A 23,155-nucleotide genomic window follows, 5' to 3' on the forward strand; every position below is an offset into this window, starting at 1 on the left:
GCTATTCGCTCCGGCTCGCCAGCGCATTGACAGCGGCAACCGTGATCGCCGAACCACCGAGCCGTCCCTCGACCGTTAGCGCCGGCGCGGGGGGCTCAGCCATCAATGCCGCCTTGGATTCCGCCGCGCCGACAAAGCCGACCGGACAGCCGATGATCGCCGCCGGCCGTGGGCAATCGGGATCTTCCAGCATGTTGAGCAGATGGAACAGCGCCGTCGGCGCGTTGCCGATCGCGACGATGGCGCCGGCCAGATGCGGCCGCCACAGCTCGAGCGCCGCCGCGGAGCGCGTGTTGCGCATCGATTGAGCAAGCGCAGGCACCTTAACATCACCAAGCGTGCAGATGACTGCATTGCCGGCCGGCAGCCGCGCGCGCGTGATTCCCTCCGACACCATGCGCGCGTCGCAGAGGATTGGCGCGCCCTCCTGCAAGGCGGCTCGCGCGCGTGCAGCCATGCCCGATGTGAAGCGCACATGCGCTTCCAGGCCCACCATGCCGGCGGCATGGATCATGCGCACGACCACCGGCTCTTCGTCTGGCGTGAAGCGGGCAAGGTCGGCCTCGGAGCGGATGGTGGCAAAGGACTGGCGATAGATCGCCGCGCCGTCGGTCTCGTAGACGTGCGGCATCAATGGCCTCCCGTCAGCACGGTAGGATTTGCAACGAGGTACGAACTGATCAACCCTCGGAGGACCGGCGCATCCCGCGTCGCGCCGCGGCGGATCAGATCAAAGCCGTCAATTGTCGCAACGAGGGTGACATCCAAAGGACCGGAATGGGCACAGCCCTTGGCGCAGCCGGAGACGTGAAGCCGCGCATCGGGTGGGACATGCCGCGCGAGCGCCGATGCCAGCATACGCGTATCCGCATGCGCATCGCCGCAGCGCGGTGCGCCGCTGCAGGCGACCACGCGCAGCCTGGGATCACCGGCATCAGTCACGAGGTCCCCCCCACCGGGCATCTCGCGCATCCCCTCCACCAGCATCATCCGCCACGGCGTCATGCGAAGAGCCTGCGCACTCCCGGCAAGGTCGCTGAGCGTCTGGTGCGGCATCTGCCCGAAGGCGACGCCAACCAGCGCGCCGATTGGATAGATGCCCGGCATGGGACTCGATGATTGGCCGACTGGCTCGGCATCACCGCGAAGCGACCGCGGCAGGCTCGCGCCGCCGGCGAGATGAGCCGCCATCCGTCGCCGCTCACCCCTGGTTCCGCCGGAGGCGACGAACCATTCGGCCAGCGCCAGCGCGACCTGCACAGCCTCGCTCCGCATGACTGAAAGCCCGCGCTGCGCGCCATCGGCCCGCACCAGCAGTCCCCGGTTGCGATCGCGCTCGATCCTGATGTCGGCGGACGCATCCGCCAGCATCCGCGCATTGCCATCATCGATTGCGAAGCCGAACTTGGTTGGAAGATCAAGCGAGGCACCGGCAAGCCCCTGCTCAAGCTCGGTCGCAAGCGAGCGCGTCTCGTCGGCGGCAGTCCAGAACGGCGTCACCAGAATGTTGCGCTGCGCCTCGATGTCCGCGCCCGCGTCCAGCAACCCGAGCTCAGCGAGCCCATCGACCAGGGGCGGATAAGCTTCATCGCTGACGCCGCGGATCTGGAGATTGGCGCGGCTGGTCAGGTCGATCAGGCCGTTGCCGTATCGCGCCGCCAGCCTGGCGATTCCCGCTGCCTGCGCCGCGTCCAACCGTCCGCCGCGCGGGCGAATGCGCACCACGAGGCCATCGCCTGATAGCATCGGCCGCAGCGCGCCTGGACACCAGCCCTTGACCGCAACCGCACTCATGAGGCCTCCTGCAGCGCAGCCGCAATCGAATTGCGCCGCGTCTGCCAGAGCGAGGCTTCATGCAATCTCATGAAGCAGGTTTCGATCGCAGCCAGCGCCGCCGCGTTCTCGCGCGCCATGAAGCCGCGAACCTCGTCATTGCCGAGCGTCGCATCGTAGTAGAGATCGAACAGATGCGGCGGCACCGCGCCGGCAAGATGGGCGAACGCCGCCATGTGCTCCAGCGTCGCCGATATCTCGGCGGCACCACGGAAGCCATGGCGCATCATGCCCGCGATCCAGGCAGGGTTGGCCGCGCGCACTCGCACCACCCGTGAGATTTCCTCGGTCAACGCCCGGGCATGCGGCTGATCCGGCCGCGTCGCATCGAGGTGATAGAGCGATGGGGCTTTCGTGCCAAGACGCCTCGCCGCCGCCGCGATGCCCGCCTCGTGCGCGGCGTAGTCGGCCGCCAGCAGCAGATCGGTCTCCGGCAGATCCTGGGTGTGAACAAAACTGTCCGCAGCCGCGAGCCGCGCCTCGATGCCGGCGCGATCGGGCCGCATCTCGCCGTCGGATGCGAGAGCCCACGACGATGCCGACAGCCAGGCTTCGCCGGCCGCCTCGCGCGCCTCCAGTGTGAAGACGTCGGGGACCGACGAAATGCCAACGCCATAATGTCCGGGGCGAGGACCGAACACGCGCGCGATACGCTGCCGGTAAGGATTCTCGTCCGCCTCATCGCTGCGTTCGGACAACGCCTCCGCCGCGGCTTCGAACAACTGGGCCAGGCGTGAGAAGACGTCGCGGAACAGCCCCGACACCCGCAGCGTGACGTCGATGCGGGGCCGGCCGAGTTCCGCCGGCGCGATGATGTCGTAGCCCGACACCCGCCCCGATCCATGATCCCAGCGCGGCGCGATGCCGGCGAGATGCAGGGCCATCGCAAAGTCCTCGCCGGCGGTGCGCATCGTCGAGGAGCCCCAGAGGTCGACCACGAGTCCCTTCGGCCAGTCGCCGTGATCCTGCAAATGACGCCGCAACAGCTCCTCGGCGAGTTTCACGCCTTGGGCATGCGCCGACGGCGTCGGCACCGCGCGCGGATCGACCGCAAACAGATTACGTCCGGTCGGCAGCACGTCGCGGCGTCCGCGATAGGGCGAGCCCGACGGCCCCGGCGCCACGCGCCGCCCCGCGAGCGCATCGCGCAGCGCCGCCCTCTCCGCCTCACCGCAAGCGCCCTGCCCGAACACATGCAGGCCGTCGCCGAACTGGCTTTCCTTGAGGTCGCAGACGAAACGATCGATCTGCGGAATGGCCTCGGCCGCCGAGACCGACACGGCGAGACCGAGATCGTCCTCCAGCCCGGCGATGCGCGCTTCGTCGCGGATCGCGGCGATTAGGCGCCGCCGCCGCGCCGGATCGAGACCATCGGCGGTCGAATACTCATCGAGCAAGCGCTCGAGATTGCGCAGGCCTTCCGGCACTACGGCCTTCGCGAGCGGCGGCGGCAGATGACCGATCGTCACGGCACCGATCCGGCGCTTGGCCTGCGCGGCCTCGCCGGGATCGTTGACGATGAAGGGATAGACAACAGGCAGATCTCCGATCAGCGCCTCCGGCCAGCATGCGGATGACAGCGCAACCGACTTGCCGGGCAGCCATTCCAGCGTGCCATGCGCGCCGATGTGGACGACGACATCGATGGCCTGCTGCCTGAGCCACAGATAGAACGCGACATAGGCATGGCGCGGCGTGCGTGAGAGATCGTGATAGTCGGCGTCGCGCTGCCCTACCTCACCGCGCTCCGGCTGAACGGCAATGACCGATTTGCCGCAGCAGATCGCAGCGAAATGAAATGCGCCGTCACGGCAATCCCGATCATCCTCCGGCGCGCCCCATGCGCGGCTGAGATCGTCCTGCAGCAGCTCGGGAAGGCCGGAAAGCGCCGCGCGATAGTCGGCGACGTTCCACGTCAAAGTCCTCCGCAAAAGAATGTCGCCTAGCGACCGCACCGGCTCAAGGTCAAATCCCGCGGCCGCGAGATCAGCCAGCAATGCCTCGACCGAAGCCAGCGCATCGAGGCCGACGGCATGCGCGATCTGATGTGGACGGCCGGGATAGTTCGATAGCACCAGCGCAAACCGCTTCTCCGGTGCCGGCTTGCTGGCAAGCCGATGCCAGGCGGCCACGCGTGCGGCAATTGCAGCGACGCGCTCGGCATCCGGTCGATGCGCAAGATGCGCGAATTGCAGCTCGGGATCGCGCTCACCAGGCGATTTGAAGCTCACGACGCCTGTGAACAGGCGGCCATCGACCTCCGGCAGCACCACATGCATCGCGAGATCGCCGGGCGAGAGCCCGCGGAGCGACAAGGCCCAATCCTCGCGCCGCGCGGTCGACAGCGCGACCTGGAACACCGGGCATGATGCGGCGTCGAAGGGCGCCGTGCCGTCGTCACCGGCCGCGGAAAACGCGGTCGCATTGACGATCGCCGCTGGAGCGCATTGCGCGAACTGAACGCGCAGCCAATCGGCCACGCCCGCCGCCTTCAATGAAGTGACGAACACGCCATGAGCATCAAAGCCCCTCTCACGCAATGCATCGATCAATGCATCGACCGGCGCCGTATCGCCTGCCGCGAGGTAGGAACGATAAAACGTCACCAGCACGCGCGGCCGGCCGTCCGGTGCCGGCAACGCCGTGATGGCACCGCGCCGGGAATCGTAGACGCCGATCTCGGGAAGATCGATCTCGCCGACCACCGGCCCGGCATAGAGTCCGGACGCCAGCGCCAGTTGCGCGATCACGGCCTGCGCGGCAACCGGGCCGCCCTTGTCGCACAGCACCTTCAGACGGCGCAGCGTCGAGACCGGCAAGGTCGAGAATTCATCGAGCCGCAGATCGTCGCGGCCATCCGCCGGCAGCACCACCAGGGCAATGCCGCGCTCCTTCGCCAGCCGATGCACCGCGGCCAGCCCGTATGACCAATAGGGCTCGCCGCCGATCAGCCGCACCAGAATGCCGCGGGCGTGCGAGAGCGTCCGCTCGATATAGGTATCGACCGACAGCGGATGGCGCAGCTCCGCGAGATTGGCGAGCCGCAGCGACGGCAGCGCAGCACGGCCGCGCCGCCAGCCGGCCGCGAAGGCAGCAAGATCGCTGTCGGAAAACGACAACACCACGAGATCGGCCGGATCCTGGCCGAGGTCCCTTGGCGTCGCGGTCTCCTCAAGGCCGCGGCTCTCGCGGAAGACGACGTGCATCAGACACCAAGCCGTGCCCTGATCGCGGCTTCATCGATGTCGGCATGTTCGCCGATCACGACGAGCTTCGACTGCCGCGCCCGGGCACCCCAGGGCATGTCGAACTGATGCCGCACCCGCTCGCCGACCGATTGCACCAACAGCCGCATCGGCTTGCCTTCGACCGCGATGTAGCCCTTGGCGCGCAGCACGTTCTGCTCGCGCGCCAGCCCCTTGATCGAGGCGACCAGCGCGTCGACATCCGAAACTTCCGGAAGATCGATCACGACGGAATTGAAATCGTCGTGCTCGTGTTCCTCCTCGCCATCGTGATGCGACGGCCGCGCCGCGAGATCGCTTTCCGCCGCCGCCCCGAGCCCGAGGATCACGCGCGCGTCGATCGTGCCGTCGACGACGGGCAACATCGGCACCTCGCGCGGCATCTCGGCCGCGATCACCGCTTTCGCTGCCTTGATCCCCTCCGCCCCGGCGAGATCCGCCTTGGTCAGCAGCACGATATCGGCACAGGCGATCTGGTCCTCGAACACTTCCGACAGCGGCGTCTCGTGGTCGAGATTGTCGTCCGCTGCACGCTGCGCATCCACCGCGGCCGGATCAGGCGCAAAACGGCCGGCGGCGACGGCCTCGGCGTCGGCGAGCGCGATCACGCCGTCGACCGTGATCCGCGAACGGATCTCCGGCCAGTCGAACGCTTTCAGCAGCGGCTTCGGCAGGGCGAGCCCCGAGGTCTCGATCACGATGTGATCGGGCTTCACGTTCCGCGCTAGCAACTGCTCCATCGCCGGGATGAAATCGTCGGCGACAGTGCAGCAGATGCAGCCATTGGCGAGCTCGACGATGTTCTCGGCCGGACAATTGGCGTCGGCGCACGACTTCAGGATGTCGCCGTCGACGCCTTCGCTGCCGAATTCGTTGACCAGTACCGCGAGCTTCTTGCCGTTGGCATTGCGGATCAGATGCTGGATCAGTGTCGTCTTGCCGGAGCCGAGAAAGCCGGTCACGACGGTGACCGGAATTTTGGCGAGCGTGGTCATTCTGCGGCCTCCGGCACGACGGGAAGAGGTGGAATGCGGCCGAGCGATTGCTTGCGGAAGATTTCCGGACGGCTGCGCCACGGCACGATGCCGTCGGGCGCCGCCGCATAGGCGGAGGCACCGGCGATCACATCCGCGGCATTATCAGCGGACAGTCGGCCGTAGACATAGGACCAGCGCCCCGGCGCGCTGAGCGCGACCGAGCAACCTTGGCTGCAGGCCGACAGGCATGCGACGGGAACCAGATTGACGTCATCAGGCACGCCGGCCTCGACAAGCGCGGCATGCAGGCGTGCACCGGGCGCGAGCTCACCTTCCGCCGGCGTCTGGCCGGCGCGGCAGGTGATGCAGACATGAAGTGTAACGCTCATCGCCCTTCCTGGATTGACAGCGGGAAGCGATGAGGCACACGAACCGATTTTGGACAGGTTCGTTCCCCGTCGCGGAACACCCCGTCCGCCGGTTTCACAACATGCTGCGTTGGCAGGTCTCCCGGCTTGCGGAGCAGGTTTTACCCTTCGATGCCCACCTTCCCGACTCCGTATGGAATCAGTGGCTTGGGCATCTCTCCGGTCACGGTCGCGGGGGCGGCTGCGCTTCGGGCCCGATTTAGCGGAGCCCTATCGCATTCCCTCTTCGCCTGTCGTAGGACAGGAACCAACGCAGGACCACCATTCGTCCAAGCCTCGCACTTGTCAAGCCGAAGGAATGTGATGACTTCTGATGGAAAGGACGCTGAAGACGGCGCCGTCGGCACCGATCTTTCGCCGGATGCGCGCCACGCGGACAAGATGGCGAAAAAGAAGGCCGCCCGCGACCGCATCATGGCGACCAAGAGCGGTGAAAAGGGCCTGATCATCGTTCATACCGGCGCCGGCAAAGGAAAATCGTCCTCCGCGTTCGGCATGATCGTGCGCTGTGTGGCGCACGGCTTTCCCTGCGCCGTGGTGCAGTTCATCAAGGGCGCCTGGGATACCGGCGAGCGCCGCCTGCTCACCGGGCATTTCGGCGATCTGTGTCAATTTCACGCCATGGGCGAAGGCTTTACCTGGGAGACGCAGGATCGCGCCCGCGACATCGCGGCGGCGCAAGCCGGCTGGGAAAAGGCCAGGCAGCTGATCGCGGACCCGAGCCTGCGCATGGTCGTGCTCGACGAGATCAACATCGCGCTACGCTACGATTACCTTGCGATCGCCGATGTCGTCGACTTCCTGACCACGTCGAAGCCGCCGATGACCCATGTCGTGCTCACCGGGCGCAACGCCAAGGAGGAGCTGATCGAGATTGCCGATCTCGTCACCGAGATGACGCTGGTAAAGCATCCGTTCCGCTCCGGCATCAAGGCCCAGCCGGGCGTCGAGTTCTGACGGGCATCACGATGGCGCGCGCATTGATGATCCAGGGAGCCGGCTCGGACGTGGGCAAATCGCTCATCGTCGCCGGCCTCGCCCGCGCCGCCAGACGGCGCGGCCTGCGCGTGCTGCCGTTCAAGCCGCAGAACATGTCGAACAACGCCGCCGTGACCGTCGATGGCGGCGAGATCGGCCGCGCGCAGGCGTTGCAGGCGCTCGCCGCCGGCGTCGAGCCGCACACCGACATGAACCCGGTGCTGCTGAAGCCCGAGACCGATGTCGGCGCCCAGGTCATCGTGCACGGCAAACGGATCGCCACCGCACGCGCGCGCGAATATGCCGGCATGAAACCATCGCTGATGGGCGCGGTGCTGGAGAGTTTTGCGCGCCTGAAGCAGCGCGCCGATCTGGTGCTGGTCGAGGGCGCCGGCAGTCCCGCCGAGGTCAACTTACGCAAAGCCGATATCGCCAATATGGGATTTGCGCGCAAAGCAGACGTGCCCGTGGTGCTGGTCGGCGACATCGACCGCGGCGGCGTGATCGCGCAGCTCGTCGGCATCAAGACGGTGATCGACCCTGATGATGCCGCGATGATCCAGGGCTTTGTCATCAACAAATTCCGCGGCGATCCGACATTGTTCGACGACGGCTATCGCCTGATCGAAGAACGCACGGCGTGGCGCGGCTTTGGCGTGCTGCCCTGGTTCGTCCGCGCCGGCGAACTTCCGGCCGAAGATGCGCTCGGGCTCGGCGAGGCGCGCAAGCCCGGCCAGTGCAAGATCGCGTTCCTTGCGCTGTCGCGGATTGCCAATTTCGACGACCTCGATCCGCTGAAGCTCGAGCCCGGCGTCGATCTCGTGATGGTACGTCCGGGCGAAGCCATCCCGGGTGATGCGAAGCTCGTCATCCTGCCCGGCTCGAAATCGACCCGCGGCGATCTCGCCTTCCTGCGCGCGCAAGGCTGGGACATCGACCTCCTCGCGCATCATCGCCGCGGCGGCCATGTCCTCGGCCTGTGCGGCGGATACCAGATGCTTGGACACAGCGTCGCCGACCCCGATGGGATCGAAGGTCCTGCCGGCGAAACGCGCGGGCTCGGGCTGCTCGATGTCGCAACCACCATGACCGAACAGAAGACGCTGACGCGCTCCAGCGCGGTGCATGCCGCGACCAGCCAGCCGATCAGCGCCTATGAAATCCATATCGGGCGCACCGACGGGCCGGATCGCGCGCGGCCCTTTGCATCACTCGACGGTACGGCTGAGGGCGCGGTCTCCGCAGACGGGCGCGTTCACGGCAGCTATCTGCACGGCCTGTTCGCCTCGGACGAATTTCGCAAGGCGTTCCTTGCACAGCTCGACATCCCCGCGGCGGATCAGACTTACGGCGCCAGGGTCGAGAGCGCGCTCGACGCGCTCGCCGGGCACATCGAGACCCATCTCGATGTCGAAGGCCTGCTCGCGCTGGCGCGTTAAAGCGAGATGATTCCTGGTCGAACAGCGACGGCGCTATACCCCCTCTCCCCGTTCTTCACGGGGAGAGGGTTGGGGTGAGGGGCCGTCTCCGCATATCCGGTGATAGCTGCGTTCGCGGAAACTCCCCCTCACCCGGAACGCATCTGGCGATGCGGCATAGCCGAAGCTCTGCTTTGGCGTTCTTGAGAACGGCCGCCGAAGGCGGCCTATGCCTCTCCCCGCACGCGGCGCGAGGTGACGCTGAGATCGTCGCTAGACCGAAGACAACACGGCGGAAAGGCGCGACCACTCGGGCTCACTGCCCGGCAAGCCGAGGCGCAGCCATCCCGGTTTCTGCTGGAAGACCCGCGACCAAATCTGGCTGCGCGCAAGCTTCTCCTGCGCGGCCAACGCATCGCCGGTCTCATAGAGACGGAACAGCGGCGTGCCGCCGACCAGCGTCCAGCCCCGCGATCGCGCCATTGCATCGAGCCTGACGCAGTCGTCCGCGAGCCGCGCAGCCGTCGCCGTTGCCCAGTCGTGATCGAGCAACGCGCGCCGCCCGATCGCGATTGCTGCTCCCGAAACCGGCCATGGGCCCGCCCTCGCCGCAAGCGCGGCGACGTCCGCCTCGCTGCCGATCGCGAAGCCGAGGCGCAAGCCGGCAAGTCCGTAGAACTTGCCGAATGAGCGCAGGATCAGCAGCCCCGCGTGTCCTGCTTCCGGTGCAAGGGACAGGTCAGGAACGGCGTCCGCAAAACTCTCGTCGATGACGAGCCGGCCAACGCGCGGCAGCAGTGCCAGCAACTCGCGCCGATCATGGCGTCGTCCGTCGGGATTGTTCGGATTGACGACGACGGCGATGTCCGCTCCCGCCAGCGCGGCGAGATCGGACACCTCGGCGACGTCCCAGCCGGCGGCCGACAACACCGCGGCATATTCATTGTAGGTCGGCGCCAGAATCCGCGCCCGCCCCTTGAGCGCCAGATGCGGCAGCAACTGAATCGCGGCCTGCGCACCACCCATCGCCACGATCGGCGCCTTGGTGACATAGGCCTGCCGCGCAGCGTCGTGCAGCGATTCAAGATCGGATCGCGACGGCAACGCGCTCCATTGCCGCGGCTCGACATCGACCAAGGGATACGGCACCCGATTGATCCCGGTCGACAGGTCGATCCAGTCGTCCGCGGCGCCGCCGAAGCGCTGCCGGGCGACATCAAGGTTCCCGCCGTGCTCACGCATGCGCCGCTCCTTCACGCCAGCGCCAGGACCAGCAGCGCCCCAGCCAACAGAATCATGGCGTAACGATAGAGTTTCAGCCCGGTAAGGACGTCAGCGGCAGCCGGATCGCGCGCCCCCTCGTTCAGCCAGGGCTCATCGGCGATGTGCCCGTGATAGATGCGAGGACCGCTGAGCCGCACGCCGAGCGCGCCGGCCATCGCAGCTTCCGGCCAGCCGGCATTCGGCGAGCGATGCCGCTGCGCATCGCGCAACATGCATGACCACGCCTGCGAACGGTTCGGCGCGAGCAGCACGAACAGAACACCCGTCAACCGCGCCGGAATGAGATTGGCGAGATCGTCGATCCGGGCGGCTGCGCAGCCAAAGGCTTCGTGCCGCTCGGTGCGATGACCGATCATGGAGTCCAGCGTGTTGATCGCCTTGTAGCCAAGGATTCCCGGCAGGCCGAACAGTGCGCCCCAGAACACCGGCGCCACGATGCCGTCGGATGCATTCTCGGCGAGGCTCTCGATGGTGGCGCGCGCAATGCCGGCGTCGTCGAGCGTTGCCGGATCACGCCCGACAATCTGCGCGACCGCTGAACGTGCGGCCGCGATGTCGCCGGATGCCAAGGGACTTGCCACCGCGGCGACATGGTCATGCAGCGAGCGCACGGCAACCAGCGGCCATGCCAGGACGCCGACAAGGACAACGCGCACCCATCCGGATGCGAGCACGGACTGAATGGCCCAGCCTAGCGCAATCACCAGCGCGATCACGAGGATCGCAGCCGCAATACCAGCGCCGCGACGAAACGCCGGCGGGTCGGAGGCGCGGTTCCAGGCGCTGTCGACAAGATGGATCAGCCGGCCGAGCCAGGTCACGGGATGGCCGATGCGGGCAAACAGCCACGCCGGCCAGCCGATCAAGGCATCCACCGCCATCGCCACCGCCATCGCTCCCGCAAAACCCACTTGACCCTCTCCGCGCCGCGGTCCCCCTGATGCGCAAGACATCGGCCGAGCGCAAGCCCTCAGTGACGGATTTCGGCTTTGTCTTTCTGCGCGATTGATGGTTAGAGCGTTTCCGAGCGACGTGCAGACCGGTCGCACAGGAGATGATATGGCCGTCGTTCTGATCACGGGGGGAGCCCGGTCCGGCAAAAGCCGGCGCGCCGAACTTCGTGCGCGCAGCTTTCCGGGACAGCCGGTCTATATCGCGACCGCCGAGGCGCTCGACACAGAAATGGATGAGCGGATCGCCAAACATCGCGCGCGGCGCGGCGGCGACTGGATCGAGCGCGAGGTGCCGCTCGATCTGGTTGAAGCGCTGTCCGGGACCGATGGCGCTGGTGCAAGGCTGGTCGATTGCCTGACGCTCTGGCTATCCAATCTGCTGCATGCCGGGCGCGACTGGTCGCAGGAAGTGACGCGGCTGGCGGATGCGCTGTCGCGCCAGCACGGCCCGGTCGTGCTGGTCACCAACGAAGTCGGTCTCGGCATCGTGCCGGACAACGCATTGTCGCGGACGTTCCGCGACGCCGCAGGAATCATGAACCAGACCATCGCCGGCATCGCAGACGAGGTCGAGTTCGTCGTTGCGGGCCTGCCGATGAAGCTTAAATGAAGTCCGAGATCGATCCTGCCAAAGGCCCCGCAATGGTCTCATTCGACGATACGTTTCGCCGGCAACTGCACGAACTGTTCGTGTGGCGGCGCGACGTGCGGCGGTTCCGAACCGATCCGCTGCCGGATGGCGCGATCGAGCGGCTGATCGAGATCGCCTGCCTGTCGCCTTCGGTCGGCCTGAGCCAGCCCTGGCGGTTCGTCATTGTCGACGACAAGACACGACGCCGCGCTGTCATCGACGACTTCAAGGCCTGCAACGCCGATGCGCTGCGGTCCTATTCGGGCGAGCGCGCCACAAAATACGCCGCGTTGAAATTATCGGGCCTCGAGGAGGCGCCGGGTCACCTCGCCGTGTTTGCCGAGAAGACCGACCGGATCGGCGCCGGTCTCGGCCGCGCGACGATGCCGGAGACGTCGGAATATTCCGTGGTGGCCGCGATCTGCTCGATGTGGCTTGCCGCGCGCGCCGAAGGCATCGGCATCGGCTGGGTGTCGATCCTCAATCCAGAACGCATTCATGGCGTTCTGGAAATCCCGGACTCCTGGAAATTTATCGGCTATCTCTGCATCGGTTACCCCCAGACCGAGTGCGACCGCCCGGAGCTCGAACAGGCCAAATGGGAATCGCGGCGAGGTCCGGATGAATTCATCATCCGACGCTGACCGAGCCCCTGCCGGCGACGGCACCTTGAGCTGTGACGCGCACTGGCGCGCCGACATCGCCTCGCTGGTCTTTCCCGTGCCGGAGCACCGCGCTATCTGCGCGGTGCATCGGGGCGCCTTTCGCACGCTGCTTGGCATCGACCCGACGGTGGACGCATGCCTCGCCCATTTCAGGCGGTTTGAACCAGCCTTCAAGGCAGCCGCACGCGCCAAGATCGAGCGCAAGCGCATTCCCCCTGGAACAAATTTGCATCTTACCAGTCGCGACATCACCCGAAAGCTGCTAGAAGCCGATCAAATCGAATGTGGAGAACGACCATGAGCCAGTCCCAGACCGCGCAAGCCCAGGTTACTCAAGCTCAGGTCACGCATCTTCCGATCGCTACCCGACAGGTCGGACGGCTTGCGCAGTCGTTGATAGCCATGACGCTCGGCCTGTTCATCGTCGGCGTGGTCGGCTTCTCGCACATCGACGTAATCCACAACGCCGCGCATGACGTGCGCCATTCCAACGCCTTCCCCTGCCACTGATCTCCTTGGCATGAGCACGTTTCGCTCGATCGTCTTCTCGTCGGTCATTGCCGGGTTCATCGTCGGCCTGATCGTCACGGCGGTCCAGCAGTTCGGCACCGTTCCCCTGATCCTCAGGGCCGAGGTCTACGAGAAGGCGGCCACGCACAAGCACGACGCCGCCGCGCCACCGCAGGCGATCCTCGTGCATGATCATGCGGATCATGATCATGGCGCGGAGGCCTGGGAGCCGCGCGACGGTTTGGAACGCAACGTCTACACCGCGGGGGCGAACATCCTGACCGCGATCGGTTTTGCGCTTCTGCTCTGCGGCTTCCTCGCGGTTCGCAGCGGCGCGACCGGCGAGCAGATCTCGTGGCATGAAGGCTTGATGTGGGGCCTCGCGGGTTTTGCCGTCTTTACAATTGCTCCGGGCCTTGGACTGCCGCCTGAATTACCGGGCGTTCCCACCGCTCCATTGCTCTCGCGCCAGATCTGGTGGGTGACGGCGGTGCTTGCGACCGCAGCCGGCCTCGGGCTGATCGTGTTCCGGCGCTCGATGCCGGCCGCCATCGCCGGCGTGGTCCTGATCATGCTGCCGCATCTGATTGGCGCGCCCGAGCTGGAGCACGTCGAGACCAACGTGCCTTCGTCCCTGTCGCATCAGTTCATGGTCGCCGTCACGCTGACCAGTCTGGTGTTCTGGTCCCTGCTGGGCAGCCTGACGAGCGCCGCATTCGCCTATTTCGATCGGCCGGGCTCATCCGCTCACAGGTGACAGCCGCTGCCTGAAAAACGCCAGGATCTCATCGCGGGCCGCGATGGTCGGCTGGCCGGCCTCGTCGATCAGATGCACGGTCACGACGCTGTGCGGTGTCGTGACGAAATTCCGGAAGAACGGCGGCACATCGCGGTTCGCCGCGCTGTCGGGAAGCACTCGCCCGATGAAGCGGTCGCCGAGCGCCTCGCGATAGGCCGCAAAGCGCTGCGCCATGCAGAACTTGTCGCCCTCAAAGCGATAGGCCAGCACGGTCAGGTCTTCGCGCTCCAACCGCTCGCGCACCGCCCTGACCTCTTCCGGCGCGATCTCGATGCCCGCCGGATCGTTCAATGGCAATGACGGCTGCGAAAGCACCGGCGCCAGCATCGACGGCTCCAGCATCATGGTGAGCGCGAAATTGCCGGTAAAGCACATCCCGATGGCCCCGACACCGGGACCGCCGCATTCGTCATGGGCAAATCGCGCCAGCGCGCGCAGCCATTGCGTCACGGGACTGGACTGGTTTGCGGCCATCGCGCGAAACTCGGCGCTGACGCAGGCGCGCTGAAACACCGCGGCGCCCTCCTCCGCGCTCGCAATAGCGCCGTCGCGGCCGAACAGCGATGGCATATAGACGGTGAATCCGGCATCGCGAACCCAGCGGGCGAAGCGCGCCACATGCGGGCTGATACCCGGCATCTCCGCCATCACGATCACCGCAGGACCGCCGCCGCCAACATGGACGGTCTTGCCGGCACCATCGAGGGTGATCTGGCGGCGCTCGAAATCCTCGAGCGGATCGTCCTGGGTCATCGGCCGGTTCGGCATCGGCGGTCCTCCTGATCGAGATCGGCAGCGTCTCGGCGTCAGAGTTGCGATTTTCCGGCCCGGCAGCTAGTGTCAAAAATGACATTGATCGCGGATTTTATGACATGACCAGGATTGCGGTTGTCGAGATCGACGGCTGCCTCGCGTCAGCGGCCGCCATCACCCACGACGTGCTGGCCACCGCCAACCGGATCAGTACGACGAAGCGCACGCGCTTCGAGGTGACGACGCTGCGTTATGGGCCGAGGCGGCGCGCCGCCCGATTGCGCGGCGCCGACCTCGTCATCGTTCCCGGGCTCGGCTCGGCATCGGCCGGTGAGCTGGAGCGGAAGCTGGCGACACCGGCATGTCGGCACGCCCGCGACATGCTGGTCACGGCGTTCGCGAGCGGCGCGATGCTCGCCGCGTCCTGCGCCAGCAGTTTCCTGCTGGCGGAGACCGGCCTGCTCGACGGCAAGCGCGCGACCACGACATGGTGGTTCGCGCCGCTGTTTCGGCAACGCTATCCGAATGTCGAGCTGATGACGGAGCGGATGGTGGTGGCCGACTGGCCGATCGCAACCGCCGGCGCGGCGATGGCGCAGATGGACCTGATGCTTGCCGTGATCGCGCGTTTCGGCAGCCCGGCGCTGGCCAAGGGCTGCGCCAATTACCTGCTGCTTGGCGAGCGGCATTCGCAGGCGCCGTTCATGGCAATCAATTATCTTGCCAGCCAGGACCCCAAGATCGCCCGGGCCGAGAAATGGGTGCGCGGCAACATCGCGCGCGACTTCACGATCGGGGACGTCGCCGCCGCGGTGGCGCTGGCGCCGCGGACATTTGCCAGACGGCTCGAGTCGATCTGCGGTGTGTCGCCCATTCAATTCGTGCAACGCATCAGGATCGAGACGGCTCGATCGTTGCTCGAGACCACGCGCCTGTCGGTCGAAGAGATCGCGGGTAAGGTCGGATACGCCGAGCCCTCGACCCTCCGCCGGCTGATCCGGCGCGAAACGCGGCATTCGCCGCGGCATTTCCGTTCAGGCGGTTGATCCGCAACGACGCCACATCAGCGATGAAATCATCACGCCGACAGCCACGCGAAGGCGCGGCGCAAGAATGCCGGCGCATCCTTTTCGACGGGCGTGCCATGGGCCATCAGCACCTTTTCGGCAGGCCACGCCAGAATCCTCTGCAAGGCCGCACGCGCCGCGCGGCGGCCCGTGAAGGCAACGCGGAACTTGCGCGGCACCGACGGCTCCGGCCCGACCATCAGGTCGAGCTTTGCGATTGTCGCCCGCCAGCCCGAGACCAGTCCGGGAGGAATCTGCTGCAGCAAGTCGGTGAACAGCACGGTGCCGCTTTCCACATGGAAGAACACCACCTCCGTGGTGATCAGGTTGCCGCGTATCACCACCTGATCGATCTGTCCGGCCCAGTCGAGGCTCGGCGCGTCCGCGAGATCGGCGTCGAAGTCGAGGTCACGGCGCCGCTTGCGCAGGCCCGGCGGGGCGTGGAGCACAGCGGCCGGATAGGCCTGCTTCCACTCGGCGAGGAACAGATGATGCAGCGAGTTGGGCGCCACGATGTGCCTGACCTGGCCGAGTGCGTCGACGCCGGCCTGCAATTGCTCCGTCAACCGGACCGGCGACCAGAGGAAAAGGGCACCGTCCGATAGCCTGACGATGGCCATCCGGGTCGGATAGTGAAACCCGGCGACCGCGAGGTTCGGCCCCCCGGCAATCCAGATGTCGTGGCCGAACCGCTGCAATATCGCCATTTGCGATGAAACCTGACCGTAGAGCGCCGCATGCTGCCGCCGGCGTTGCGGGTTCATTTACCATGCCCGGCGTGACAGGCCGCGGACAAGGGCAATGTCGATCATCGGTTCCGATTGCGCCGCGGCCAATTGCAACGATCGGGTTTACGCAACCTTAGACGATTTGATCCAAATGTTGCGCGTGCACGACGCGATTGGGATGAAGCGGCCGATGTCGCAAAAGTCGGACCTCGAGGGACACAGGGTGGCCTTCGCGGATGACGCCGCGCGTCACCTCGCAGCGGATGACGCAGGTCGTGGCGCTGCGATGCCGCGCGCAACCATCAACCGAAGCCCGAATGCGTCCACAGGTCAGCCGCAGACGGCAATCGCGCATTCACCGCAGTCCGGCGCGGGCGCGCTGGTCTCCGCGCTGCGTGAGGCCAACTGGCTCACGGCTGACCGTGTCACCGCCTTCACCCGCGTATTTCTCGTCCTGTTCATCGCCTGCATCGCGATCATCCCATGGGCCGCGCCGACGATGGAAGTCGGCCATGATTTCGCGGCGTTCTGGACCGCGGCAAAGCTCGCGCTCGAAGGCCGCGCCGGCGACGCCTATGGCGACGCAGGCCGCGCCGCTGTAGCCGCCGTGCTCGGTCAGAACACCTACGCACCGTTCTTCTACCCGCCGACGTCGCTATTGTTCTGGGTGCCCTTTGCACTGGTTCCCTTTGCAACGGCGGCCGTCATCTGGATCTTCGCAACCGGCGCCGCCTATGCAGCCGCGGTGAGAGCCATGCTCGAGCGCGGCTCCGTCGCTCCCGCGCTCGCCTTTCCCGCCGTGTGGGTGTGCGCGCTGTTTGGACAGAATTCGCTGTTCTCGGCGGCCCTGCTCGGCGGATCGGCCGTCACGCTGGACCGCTACCCGGTGATCGCCGGCGCGTTGCTCGGCTGCTTCAGCTACAAGCCGCAGATCGCGCTGCTTGCGCCGCTGGTGCTGATCCTCACGCGGCGCTGGCGCGCGCTGGCTGCTGCGGCCGCAACGACGCTCGTGCTTGTGCTGGCGGCCACCGCCTCCTTCGGGATCGATCCGTGGATCAAGTTCGTTGCCGTTCTGCCGGAGGCAAGCGCCTGGAGCCTCGGCGGCGGCCCCGGTTTCGAGAAGTTCGCCAGCCCCTATGCCGCGGTCAGGCTGGCCGGCGGATCCAGCAGCACGGCCTGGCTCGTCCAGGTGACCGCGGCCGCGATCGCGATCGCCGTCCTGATCCTGGTGCTGCGAAAACGTCCCGGCGGCGCCGCCGAGATCGCGCTGATGGTGGCGATGACCGGCCTGTGCGTGCCGTCGCTCGGCAACTATGAGGTCGTGATCCTGGCGATCCCGGGCGCGTGGCTGATCGCGCAGGCGCTTGCACAGGGCTGGCTGCCCTATGAACGCATCGCCCTTGCGGCGCTTTATTTGACGCCATTCGCCATGGTACCTGCGGGCGCCAACGGCATGCAACTGGCACCGATCGCCGTTGCGGCGGTTGCCATCCTTGTCGTGCGCCGCATCAGGCATCTGCCACCCTTGGACGGCGAAATCGTGCAGACCTGACGCCCTAAGCGAAGCTATGACCCACAAACGACGACCCATATTGGGTGTCGTCCCTGCGAAAGCAGGGACCCATAACCACAAATGCTGATTGTTGAACGATGTTGGGACAACGAGTCCCACTCACAACACCTGCCGCGGCGTATGGGTCCCTGCTTTCGCACCGAACAAGCTGTTTGACAGTTGAATCCGAAAACCAATGTGGCTCATAACCGCCGCAACGCGACGAACCGGCGTCCGCTGCTATCCAGCCGGCATCAGGATCGCCTCTCGCGCCGCGTGCCAGCTCGCCTCGTCGGGTGCGCACAGCAAGCCGCCGGTCAGATTGACCGGCCGGTAGGGTGATCCGTCGAAATGCGCGCTGTAGCCGCCGGCCTCGCGATGCAACAGCCAGCCCGCGGCATGATCCCATGGCATCAGCTTGTTGTAGAACAGCAGATGGCAATGTCCGGACGCCGCCATGCGATATTCGTGCGCGGCGCATCTGAGCCAGGCGCTGCCGCCGAGCCTGGAAAGATTGCCGGCGACGATCGTGCGCAGCGGCTCGGGCAGGAAGTTGACGCCGACGATCGCATCCATCTGCTTGACCGGCACGGCGGGAGCCACTTTGAGGTCATGCCGCCGGCCGTCCGGCATCGCGAGCCACGCGCCCTCGCCGCGCAGCGCGAATGCGGTGTCGTTGCTGACCGGATCATGGATCGCGCCGAACACGATCTCGCCGCGCATGGTGGCGGCCACCATGGTGCCGAACAGCGGAAGACTCGAGGTGAAGTTCCGCGTGCCGTCGATCGGATCGATGATGAAGGCAAGCTCCGCGGTTCCGACCTGATCGAGCGTGGCCGGATCACGCGCGGTGCCCTCCTCGCCGATCACAACCGCATTCGGAAACGCCCGCAGCAGCGCCGCCGATATCGCCTGCTCGGCAAGTTCATCGGCTTCGGTGACGACGTCGAATGCCGATGTCTTGGTGCGGACCTCGATCTCCCGCACGCGGCGGAACCGCGGCATGATCTCGCTGCGGCCGACTTCGGCAAGGATGGCTCCGATATCAAGCGCGTCGGCATGGGACAGTTTCACGCGGCATTCTCCTGCGTTGCGCCGGCATCCTACCGTGGAATTGTGACTGCGTGGCGGTCAGCGGCGCTGGTTGTAGACATCGATGCAGACGGCGCCAAGCAGCACGAGGCCCTTGATCACCTGCTGATAATCGATGCCGATACCGAGGATCGACATGCCGTTGTTCATGACGCCCATGATCATGGCGCCGACCACCGCGCCGCCGACCCGGCCGACGCCGCCATAGGCCGACGCACCGCCGATGAAGCAGGCGGCGATCACATCGAGCTCGAAGCCGAGGCCGGCCTTCGGCGTCGCGGTGTTGAGCCGGGCTGCGAACACCAGCCCGGCGAGCGCGGCCAGCACGCCCATGTTGACGAAGGTGAAGAAGGTGAGCCGTTCGGTCTTGACGCCGGACAGTTTCGCCGCCTTGGCATTGCCGCCCACCGCGTAGATCTGCCGCCCGATCACCGTCCGCCGCGTGACGAAGCCATAGAGCGCGATCAGGACGGTCATGATGACGAGCACGTTGGGCAGGCCGCGATGCGAGGCGATCAGATAGGTGAAGTAGAGCACCGCGCCCGCCAGCGCGATGCTCTTGACGACGAAGAACGCATAGGGCTCGACGGCGATGCCGTGCGCCTGCTCGCGCGCCCGGCTCCTGGCGGTCGCCAGCACCAGGACAAACGCCAGGACGATGCCGATCGCGAGCGACGTCGGATAGAGCGTGCCGGCGCTCGGGAACAGCTCGGGGATGAAGCCCGACGACAGCTTCTGGAAGGTCGGCGGGAACGGCCCGACCGACTGGCCCTGCAGGACCGCAAGCGCGAGGCCCTTGAACACCAGCATGCCCGCCAGCGTCACGATGAAGGACGGAATGCCGAAATAGGCCACCCAGTAGCCCTGGGCCGCGCCGATCGCGGCGCCGACCAAGAGGCAGGCGACGAAGGCGATCGGGTAGCTGACATGGTAGCGCACCATCAGCACCGCCGCGACGGCGCCGACGAAGCCCGCGACCGAGCCGACCGAAAGATCGATATGCCCGGTGACGATCACCAGCAGCATGCCGAGCGCCATGATGACGATGTAGCTGTTCTGCAGCACGAGATTGGTGAGGTTGAGCGGCTGCAACAGCGTGCCGTCGGTCACGATCTCGAAGAACAGCATGATCGCGAGCAGCGACAGCAGCATGCCGTAGTTGCGCAGATTGTTCTTGATGAAGCCGGAATGCCTGTGGGCCTCGGGAAGTGATAGCGTCTTGTCGGTCATGGTGCCCCTCCTCCGGCGCGTGCCGCCCTTTCGTCGGCGCCGCGTCCGGACATTCTGACATTGCGCATGATGGCGCGCATGATCTTCTCCTGCGTCGCGTCGTGCCTTGCAAACTCCCCGACGAAGGCGCCGTCATTCATCACGCAGATCCGGTCGCAGATGCCGAGCAGCTCGGGCATCTCCGAGGAGATCACCACGACGCCTCTGCCGGCCTCCGCCAGCTCGTTGATGATGGAGTAGATCTCGTATTTCGCCCCGACGTCGATCCCGCGCGTCGGCTCGTCCAGCAGCAGCACCCTCGGATCGGTCATCAGCCATTTCGACAGCACGACCTTCTGCTGGTTGCCGCCCGAGAGGTCGCCGGTCGCCTGGTAGACGTCGGAACAGCGGATCCGCATCCGGGTGCGGTAGTCGCTCGCGGCTTTCAGTTCAACGACATCGTCGATCACGCCGCGCTCCGACACCTGGCGCAGGCTCGCCACCGTCACGTTCTTGCGGACGTCGGCGGCAAGGATCAGCCCGAGCTGCTTGCGGTCTTCCGTGACATAGGCGATGCCGGCATCGATCGCGGCCGGCACGCTGGACAGATCGGTCTCGCGTCCATCGAGGCGGACCTTGCCGGAGACGTTATAACCCCAGGCGCGGCCGAACAGGCTCATGGCGAACTCGGTGCGGCCGGCCCCCATCAGGCCGGCGATGCCGACCACCTCGCCGCGGCGCAGCGTGAAGTCGACGTTCTTGATCACCTGCCGCTCGGTATGCAGCGGGTGATACACCGACCAGTTCTCCACCGTCATCACGGGTTCGCCGATCTCCGCCTTCCGCTCGGGGAAACGATGCGCGAGGTCGCGGTCGACCATGCTGCGGATGATGCGGTCCTCCTCGATCCGCTCGGTCCGGCAGTCGATGCTGTCGACGGTGCGGCCGTCGCGCAGCACCGTGATGCGGTCGGCGACCCGCGCAACCTCGTTCAGCTTGTGCGAAATCAGGATCGAGGCGATGCCCTGCTCGCGGAAGGCCAGGAGACGTTCGAGCAAGGCGGCGCTGTCGGCCTCGTTGAGACTGGCGGTCGGCTCGTCGAGGATCAGGAGGCGCACCCGCTTGGACAGGGCCTTGGCGATCTCCACGAGCTGCTGCTTGCCGACGCCGAGGTCGGTGATCAGCGTGTCCGGCGGCTCCCGCAAGCCGACCTGCGCCAACAGTTCGGCGGTCCGCCGATGCACCGCGTTGCGGTCGATGACGCCGAACCGCGACGGCGGATGCGACAGAAAGATGTTCTCGGCAATCGACATCAGCGGAATCAGCGCCAGCTCCTGATGGATGATGATGATCCCAAGCGCCTCGCTGTCGTTGATGTCGCGGAAGCGCCGCTCCTCGCCGTCGAACACGATCGACCCGTCGTAGCTGCCGGCCGGATAGACTCCGCTCAAGACCTTCATCAAGGTCGACTTGCCGGCGCCGTTTTCGCCGACCAGCGCATGGATCTGCCCGGCCTCGACAATGAAGCTGACGTCGCGCAACGCCTGCACGCCGGCAAAGCTCTTGCTGACGCCGCGCATCTCAAGCATTGCCGTCATCGGATCATGTCCCGCAGCGTCGATCGTCCCCGGCCCGGCTCGCTGCCGCTCCGCCCTAGAGCCCATTCCGTTCCGATTAAATCGGAACGGGGCTCCAGATTCTAGTTTTGACGCGTTTTCCTCACGCGAACCGGTACCCGCTTCGCTCGAAAACGCTCTAGTCGAATTGCGAGCGCTTGTAATAGCCGCTGTCAATCAGGACTTTCTCCCAATTGGTCTTATCCACCACGACCGGCTTGAGGAGATAGGACGGAACCACCTTGACCCCGTTGTTGTAGGTCTTGGTGTCGTTGACGCTGACCTCCTTCTTGCTCAGCACAGCGTCGACCATGTCGGCGGTGACCTTGGCGAGGTCGCGGGTGTCCTTGAAGATGGTCGAATATTGCTCGCCGCGCAGCATCGCCTTGATCGAGGGGACTTCGGCATCCTGCCCGCTGATGTACGGCATCGGCTGGTCCTTGCTGCCGTAGCCGACGCTCTTCAGCGAGGAGATGATGCCGATCGACAGGCCGTCATAGGGCGACAGCACCGCGTCGACGCGCTTCTTGCCGTAGAACGCACTGAGCAGGTTGTCCATCCGCGCCTGCGCGGTCGCACCGTCCCAGCGCAGCGTCGCAACCTTGTTCATGCCCGTCTGGCCGCTGCCGACCACGAGCTTGCCGCTGTCGATGTAGGGCTTCAACACCGACATCGCGCCGTCGTAGAAGAAATACGCATTGTTGTCGTCGGGCGAGCCGCCGAACAGCTCGATGTTGAAGGGCCCCTTGCCCTCCTTGAGCCCGAGCGCGTTCTCGATCGACTGGGCCTGCAGCACACCGACCTGGAAATTGTCGAAGGTCGCGTAATAGTCGACGTTGGGGGTGCCGCGGATCAGGCGGTCATAGGCGATCACCGTGATGCCCTGGGCCTTGGCCTGCTTCAGGACATCGGACAAGGTGGTGCCGTCGATGGCGGCGATGACCAGCACCTTGGCGCCCTTGGTCACCATGTTCTCGACCTGGGAGAGCTGGTTCGGAATGTCGTCTTCGGCATATTGCAGATCGGTGCCGTAGCCGCGCTCCTTCAGCACCTTGACCATGTTGTTGCCGTCGTCGATCCAGCGTGCCGAGGACTTGGTCGGCATCGCGATGCCGATGGTCGGCTTGCTCTGGGCCATGGCGTCGCGATCGGACACCGTCGCGGCAAGGCCGGCCAGCGCAAGCGCGAACAAGGTGGTCTTCAATTTGAACATGCTTCACTCCCTCGCTTTTTTGAGTTGGGATTCCAGTTGCCGTGGACAGCGTCAATCGACGGCGATCGTTCGTGGGCCGGCCGCAGATTCTACGGCGATGTCGGATCGGCGCCGAGACCGTCACGAACCGAAATTGCGGAATGTCGATCGACCCCGTCAACAGCGCCAATGCTCGCTCCGCATGGTCGGTCATGTCGATCCCGC

At 65.9% G+C, this 23,155-nt stretch carries 22 protein-coding genes and 1 riboswitch; of the genes, 9 read left to right on the forward strand and 13 right to left on the reverse strand.

The window, feature by feature from the left end; genetic code table 11:
- Window position 1: 1 nt before the first annotated feature.
- The 5 genes from ACVIYL_RS38640 to ACVIYL_RS38660 are packed head-to-tail and all read right to left on the reverse strand — an operon-like array spanning window position 2 to window position 6,444.
- Window positions 2–631, reverse strand: a complete 630-nt coding sequence (locus tag ACVIYL_RS38640; RefSeq protein ID WP_456781015.1) for a precorrin-8X methylmutase — start codon at window positions 629–631, stop codon at window positions 2–4.
- Complete coding sequence (gene cobG / locus ACVIYL_RS38645) at window positions 631–1,794, reverse strand: precorrin-3B synthase (RefSeq protein WP_456781016.1); 1,164 nt, start codon at window positions 1,792–1,794, stop codon at window positions 631–633. Before cobG ends, ACVIYL_RS38640 begins: the two co-directional genes overlap by 1 nt.
- A complete protein-coding gene (gene cobN, locus ACVIYL_RS38650; RefSeq protein ID WP_456781017.1) occupies window positions 1,791–5,039 on the reverse strand; it encodes a cobaltochelatase subunit CobN in 3,249 nt (1,082 codons plus the stop codon). Before cobN ends, cobG begins: the two co-directional genes overlap by 4 nt.
- Complete coding sequence (gene cobW, locus ACVIYL_RS38655) at window positions 5,039–6,073, reverse strand: cobalamin biosynthesis protein CobW (RefSeq protein WP_253609414.1); 1,035 nt, start codon at window positions 6,071–6,073, stop codon at window positions 5,039–5,041. The genes cobN and cobW overlap by 1 nt, the downstream gene beginning before the upstream one ends.
- Complete coding sequence (locus ACVIYL_RS38660; RefSeq protein WP_456781018.1) at window positions 6,070–6,444, reverse strand: DUF1636 family protein; 375 nt, start codon at window positions 6,442–6,444, stop codon at window positions 6,070–6,072. The genes cobW and ACVIYL_RS38660 overlap by 4 nt, the downstream gene beginning before the upstream one ends.
- Before the next feature lie 94 nt (window positions 6,445–6,538).
- Window positions 6,539–6,750: riboswitch (cobalamin riboswitch) on the reverse strand.
- 36 nt (window positions 6,751–6,786) lie between these two features.
- Between ACVIYL_RS38660 and cobO the strand changes: the two genes are divergently transcribed.
- Window positions 6,787–7,440 (forward strand): cob(I)yrinic acid a,c-diamide adenosyltransferase, encoded by a 654-nt coding sequence (gene cobO / locus ACVIYL_RS38665; protein WP_168857103.1) that lies wholly within the window; start codon window positions 6,787–6,789, stop codon window positions 7,438–7,440.
- A gap of 11 nt (window positions 7,441–7,451) precedes the next feature.
- Window positions 7,452–8,900, forward strand: coding sequence for a cobyric acid synthase (locus tag ACVIYL_RS38670; protein WP_057015889.1), 1,449 nt, complete (start codon window positions 7,452–7,454; stop codon window positions 8,898–8,900).
- Between the two features lie 252 nt (window positions 8,901–9,152).
- Here the strand turns inward: ACVIYL_RS38670 and cobD are convergent, their stop codons facing one another.
- Together cobD and cbiB are read right to left on the reverse strand one after the other, a co-directional pair.
- A complete protein-coding gene (gene cobD / locus ACVIYL_RS38675; protein WP_456781019.1) occupies window positions 9,153–10,121 on the reverse strand; it encodes a threonine-phosphate decarboxylase CobD in 969 nt (322 codons plus the stop codon).
- 11 nt (window positions 10,122–10,132) lie between these two features.
- Window positions 10,133–11,074, reverse strand: coding sequence for an adenosylcobinamide-phosphate synthase CbiB (cbiB, locus tag ACVIYL_RS38680; RefSeq protein ID WP_456781020.1), 942 nt, complete (start codon window positions 11,072–11,074; stop codon window positions 10,133–10,135).
- Window positions 11,075–11,222: 148 nt separating this feature from the next.
- Between cbiB and cobU the strand changes: the two genes are divergently transcribed.
- Genes cobU through ACVIYL_RS38705 form a run of 5 tightly spaced genes read left to right on the forward strand, consistent with a single transcriptional unit; the run spans window position 11,223 to window position 13,679 of the window.
- A complete protein-coding gene (gene cobU, locus ACVIYL_RS38685; protein ID WP_456781021.1) occupies window positions 11,223–11,726 on the forward strand; it encodes a bifunctional adenosylcobinamide kinase/adenosylcobinamide-phosphate guanylyltransferase in 504 nt (167 codons plus the stop codon).
- Between the two features lie 32 nt (window positions 11,727–11,758).
- Window positions 11,759–12,391 (forward strand): 5,6-dimethylbenzimidazole synthase, encoded by a 633-nt coding sequence (gene bluB / locus ACVIYL_RS38690; protein WP_456781934.1) that lies wholly within the window; start codon window positions 11,759–11,761, stop codon window positions 12,389–12,391.
- Window positions 12,369–12,713 carry a hypothetical protein gene (locus ACVIYL_RS38695; protein WP_456781022.1) on the forward strand — a complete coding sequence of 115 codons (345 nt, stop codon included), beginning with the start codon at window positions 12,369–12,371 and terminating at the stop codon, window positions 12,711–12,713. Before bluB ends, ACVIYL_RS38695 begins: the two co-directional genes overlap by 23 nt.
- Window positions 12,710–12,922, forward strand: coding sequence for a CbtB domain-containing protein (locus ACVIYL_RS38700; protein WP_141339884.1), 213 nt, complete (start codon window positions 12,710–12,712; stop codon window positions 12,920–12,922). Before ACVIYL_RS38695 ends, ACVIYL_RS38700 begins: the two co-directional genes overlap by 4 nt.
- Before the next feature lie 10 nt (window positions 12,923–12,932).
- Complete coding sequence (locus ACVIYL_RS38705; protein WP_456781023.1) at window positions 12,933–13,679, forward strand: CbtA family protein; 747 nt, start codon at window positions 12,933–12,935, stop codon at window positions 13,677–13,679.
- Here ACVIYL_RS38705 and ACVIYL_RS38710 read toward each other — a convergent pair.
- Window positions 13,662–14,489 (reverse strand): dienelactone hydrolase family protein, encoded by an 828-nt coding sequence (locus ACVIYL_RS38710; RefSeq protein WP_283062426.1) that lies wholly within the window; start codon window positions 14,487–14,489, stop codon window positions 13,662–13,664. The two genes, ACVIYL_RS38705 and ACVIYL_RS38710, sit on opposite strands and share 18 nt — an antisense overlap.
- Window positions 14,490–14,593: 104 nt before the next feature.
- Here ACVIYL_RS38710 and ACVIYL_RS38715 point away from each other — a divergent pair, with 104 nt between their 5' ends.
- Window positions 14,594–15,520: a GlxA family transcriptional regulator gene (locus ACVIYL_RS38715; RefSeq protein ID WP_456781024.1), complete on the forward strand. Its 927-nt coding sequence runs from the start codon at window positions 14,594–14,596 to the stop codon at window positions 15,518–15,520.
- Between the two features lie 32 nt (window positions 15,521–15,552).
- On the opposite strand, the gene ACVIYL_RS38720 is transcribed toward ACVIYL_RS38715, so the two are convergent.
- Entirely contained in the window at window positions 15,553–16,248 is a 696-nt protein-coding gene (locus ACVIYL_RS38720; protein ID WP_456781935.1) for a DUF4336 domain-containing protein, read from the reverse strand.
- 211 nt (window positions 16,249–16,459) lie between these two features.
- Here ACVIYL_RS38720 and ACVIYL_RS38725 point away from each other — a divergent pair, with 211 nt between their 5' ends.
- Window positions 16,460–17,821 carry a glycosyltransferase family 87 protein gene (locus ACVIYL_RS38725; RefSeq protein WP_456781025.1) on the forward strand — a complete coding sequence of 454 codons (1,362 nt, stop codon included), beginning with the start codon at window positions 16,460–16,462 and terminating at the stop codon, window positions 17,819–17,821.
- 240 nt (window positions 17,822–18,061) lie between these two features.
- Here the strand turns inward: ACVIYL_RS38725 and ACVIYL_RS38730 are convergent, their stop codons facing one another.
- From ACVIYL_RS38730 to chvE, 4 genes are all read right to left on the reverse strand, one after another.
- Entirely contained in the window at window positions 18,062–18,895 is an 834-nt protein-coding gene (locus tag ACVIYL_RS38730) for an inositol monophosphatase family protein (protein WP_456781026.1), read from the reverse strand.
- A gap of 57 nt (window positions 18,896–18,952) precedes the next feature.
- A complete protein-coding gene (mmsB, locus tag ACVIYL_RS38735) occupies window positions 18,953–20,143 on the reverse strand; it encodes a multiple monosaccharide ABC transporter permease (protein ID WP_456781027.1) in 1,191 nt (396 codons plus the stop codon).
- On the reverse strand, window positions 20,140–21,720 hold the full coding sequence (gene mmsA, locus ACVIYL_RS38740; protein WP_456781028.1) for a multiple monosaccharide ABC transporter ATP-binding protein: 1,581 nt from the start codon (window positions 21,718–21,720) through the stop codon (window positions 20,140–20,142). Before mmsA ends, mmsB begins: the two co-directional genes overlap by 4 nt.
- Before the next feature lie 157 nt (window positions 21,721–21,877).
- On the reverse strand, window positions 21,878–22,951 hold the full coding sequence (gene chvE / locus ACVIYL_RS38745; RefSeq protein WP_057015877.1) for a multiple monosaccharide ABC transporter substrate-binding protein: 1,074 nt from the start codon (window positions 22,949–22,951) through the stop codon (window positions 21,878–21,880).
- Window positions 22,952–23,155 lie beyond the last annotated feature (204 nt).

The organism is Bradyrhizobium sp. USDA 3315 (genome assembly GCF_054056795.1).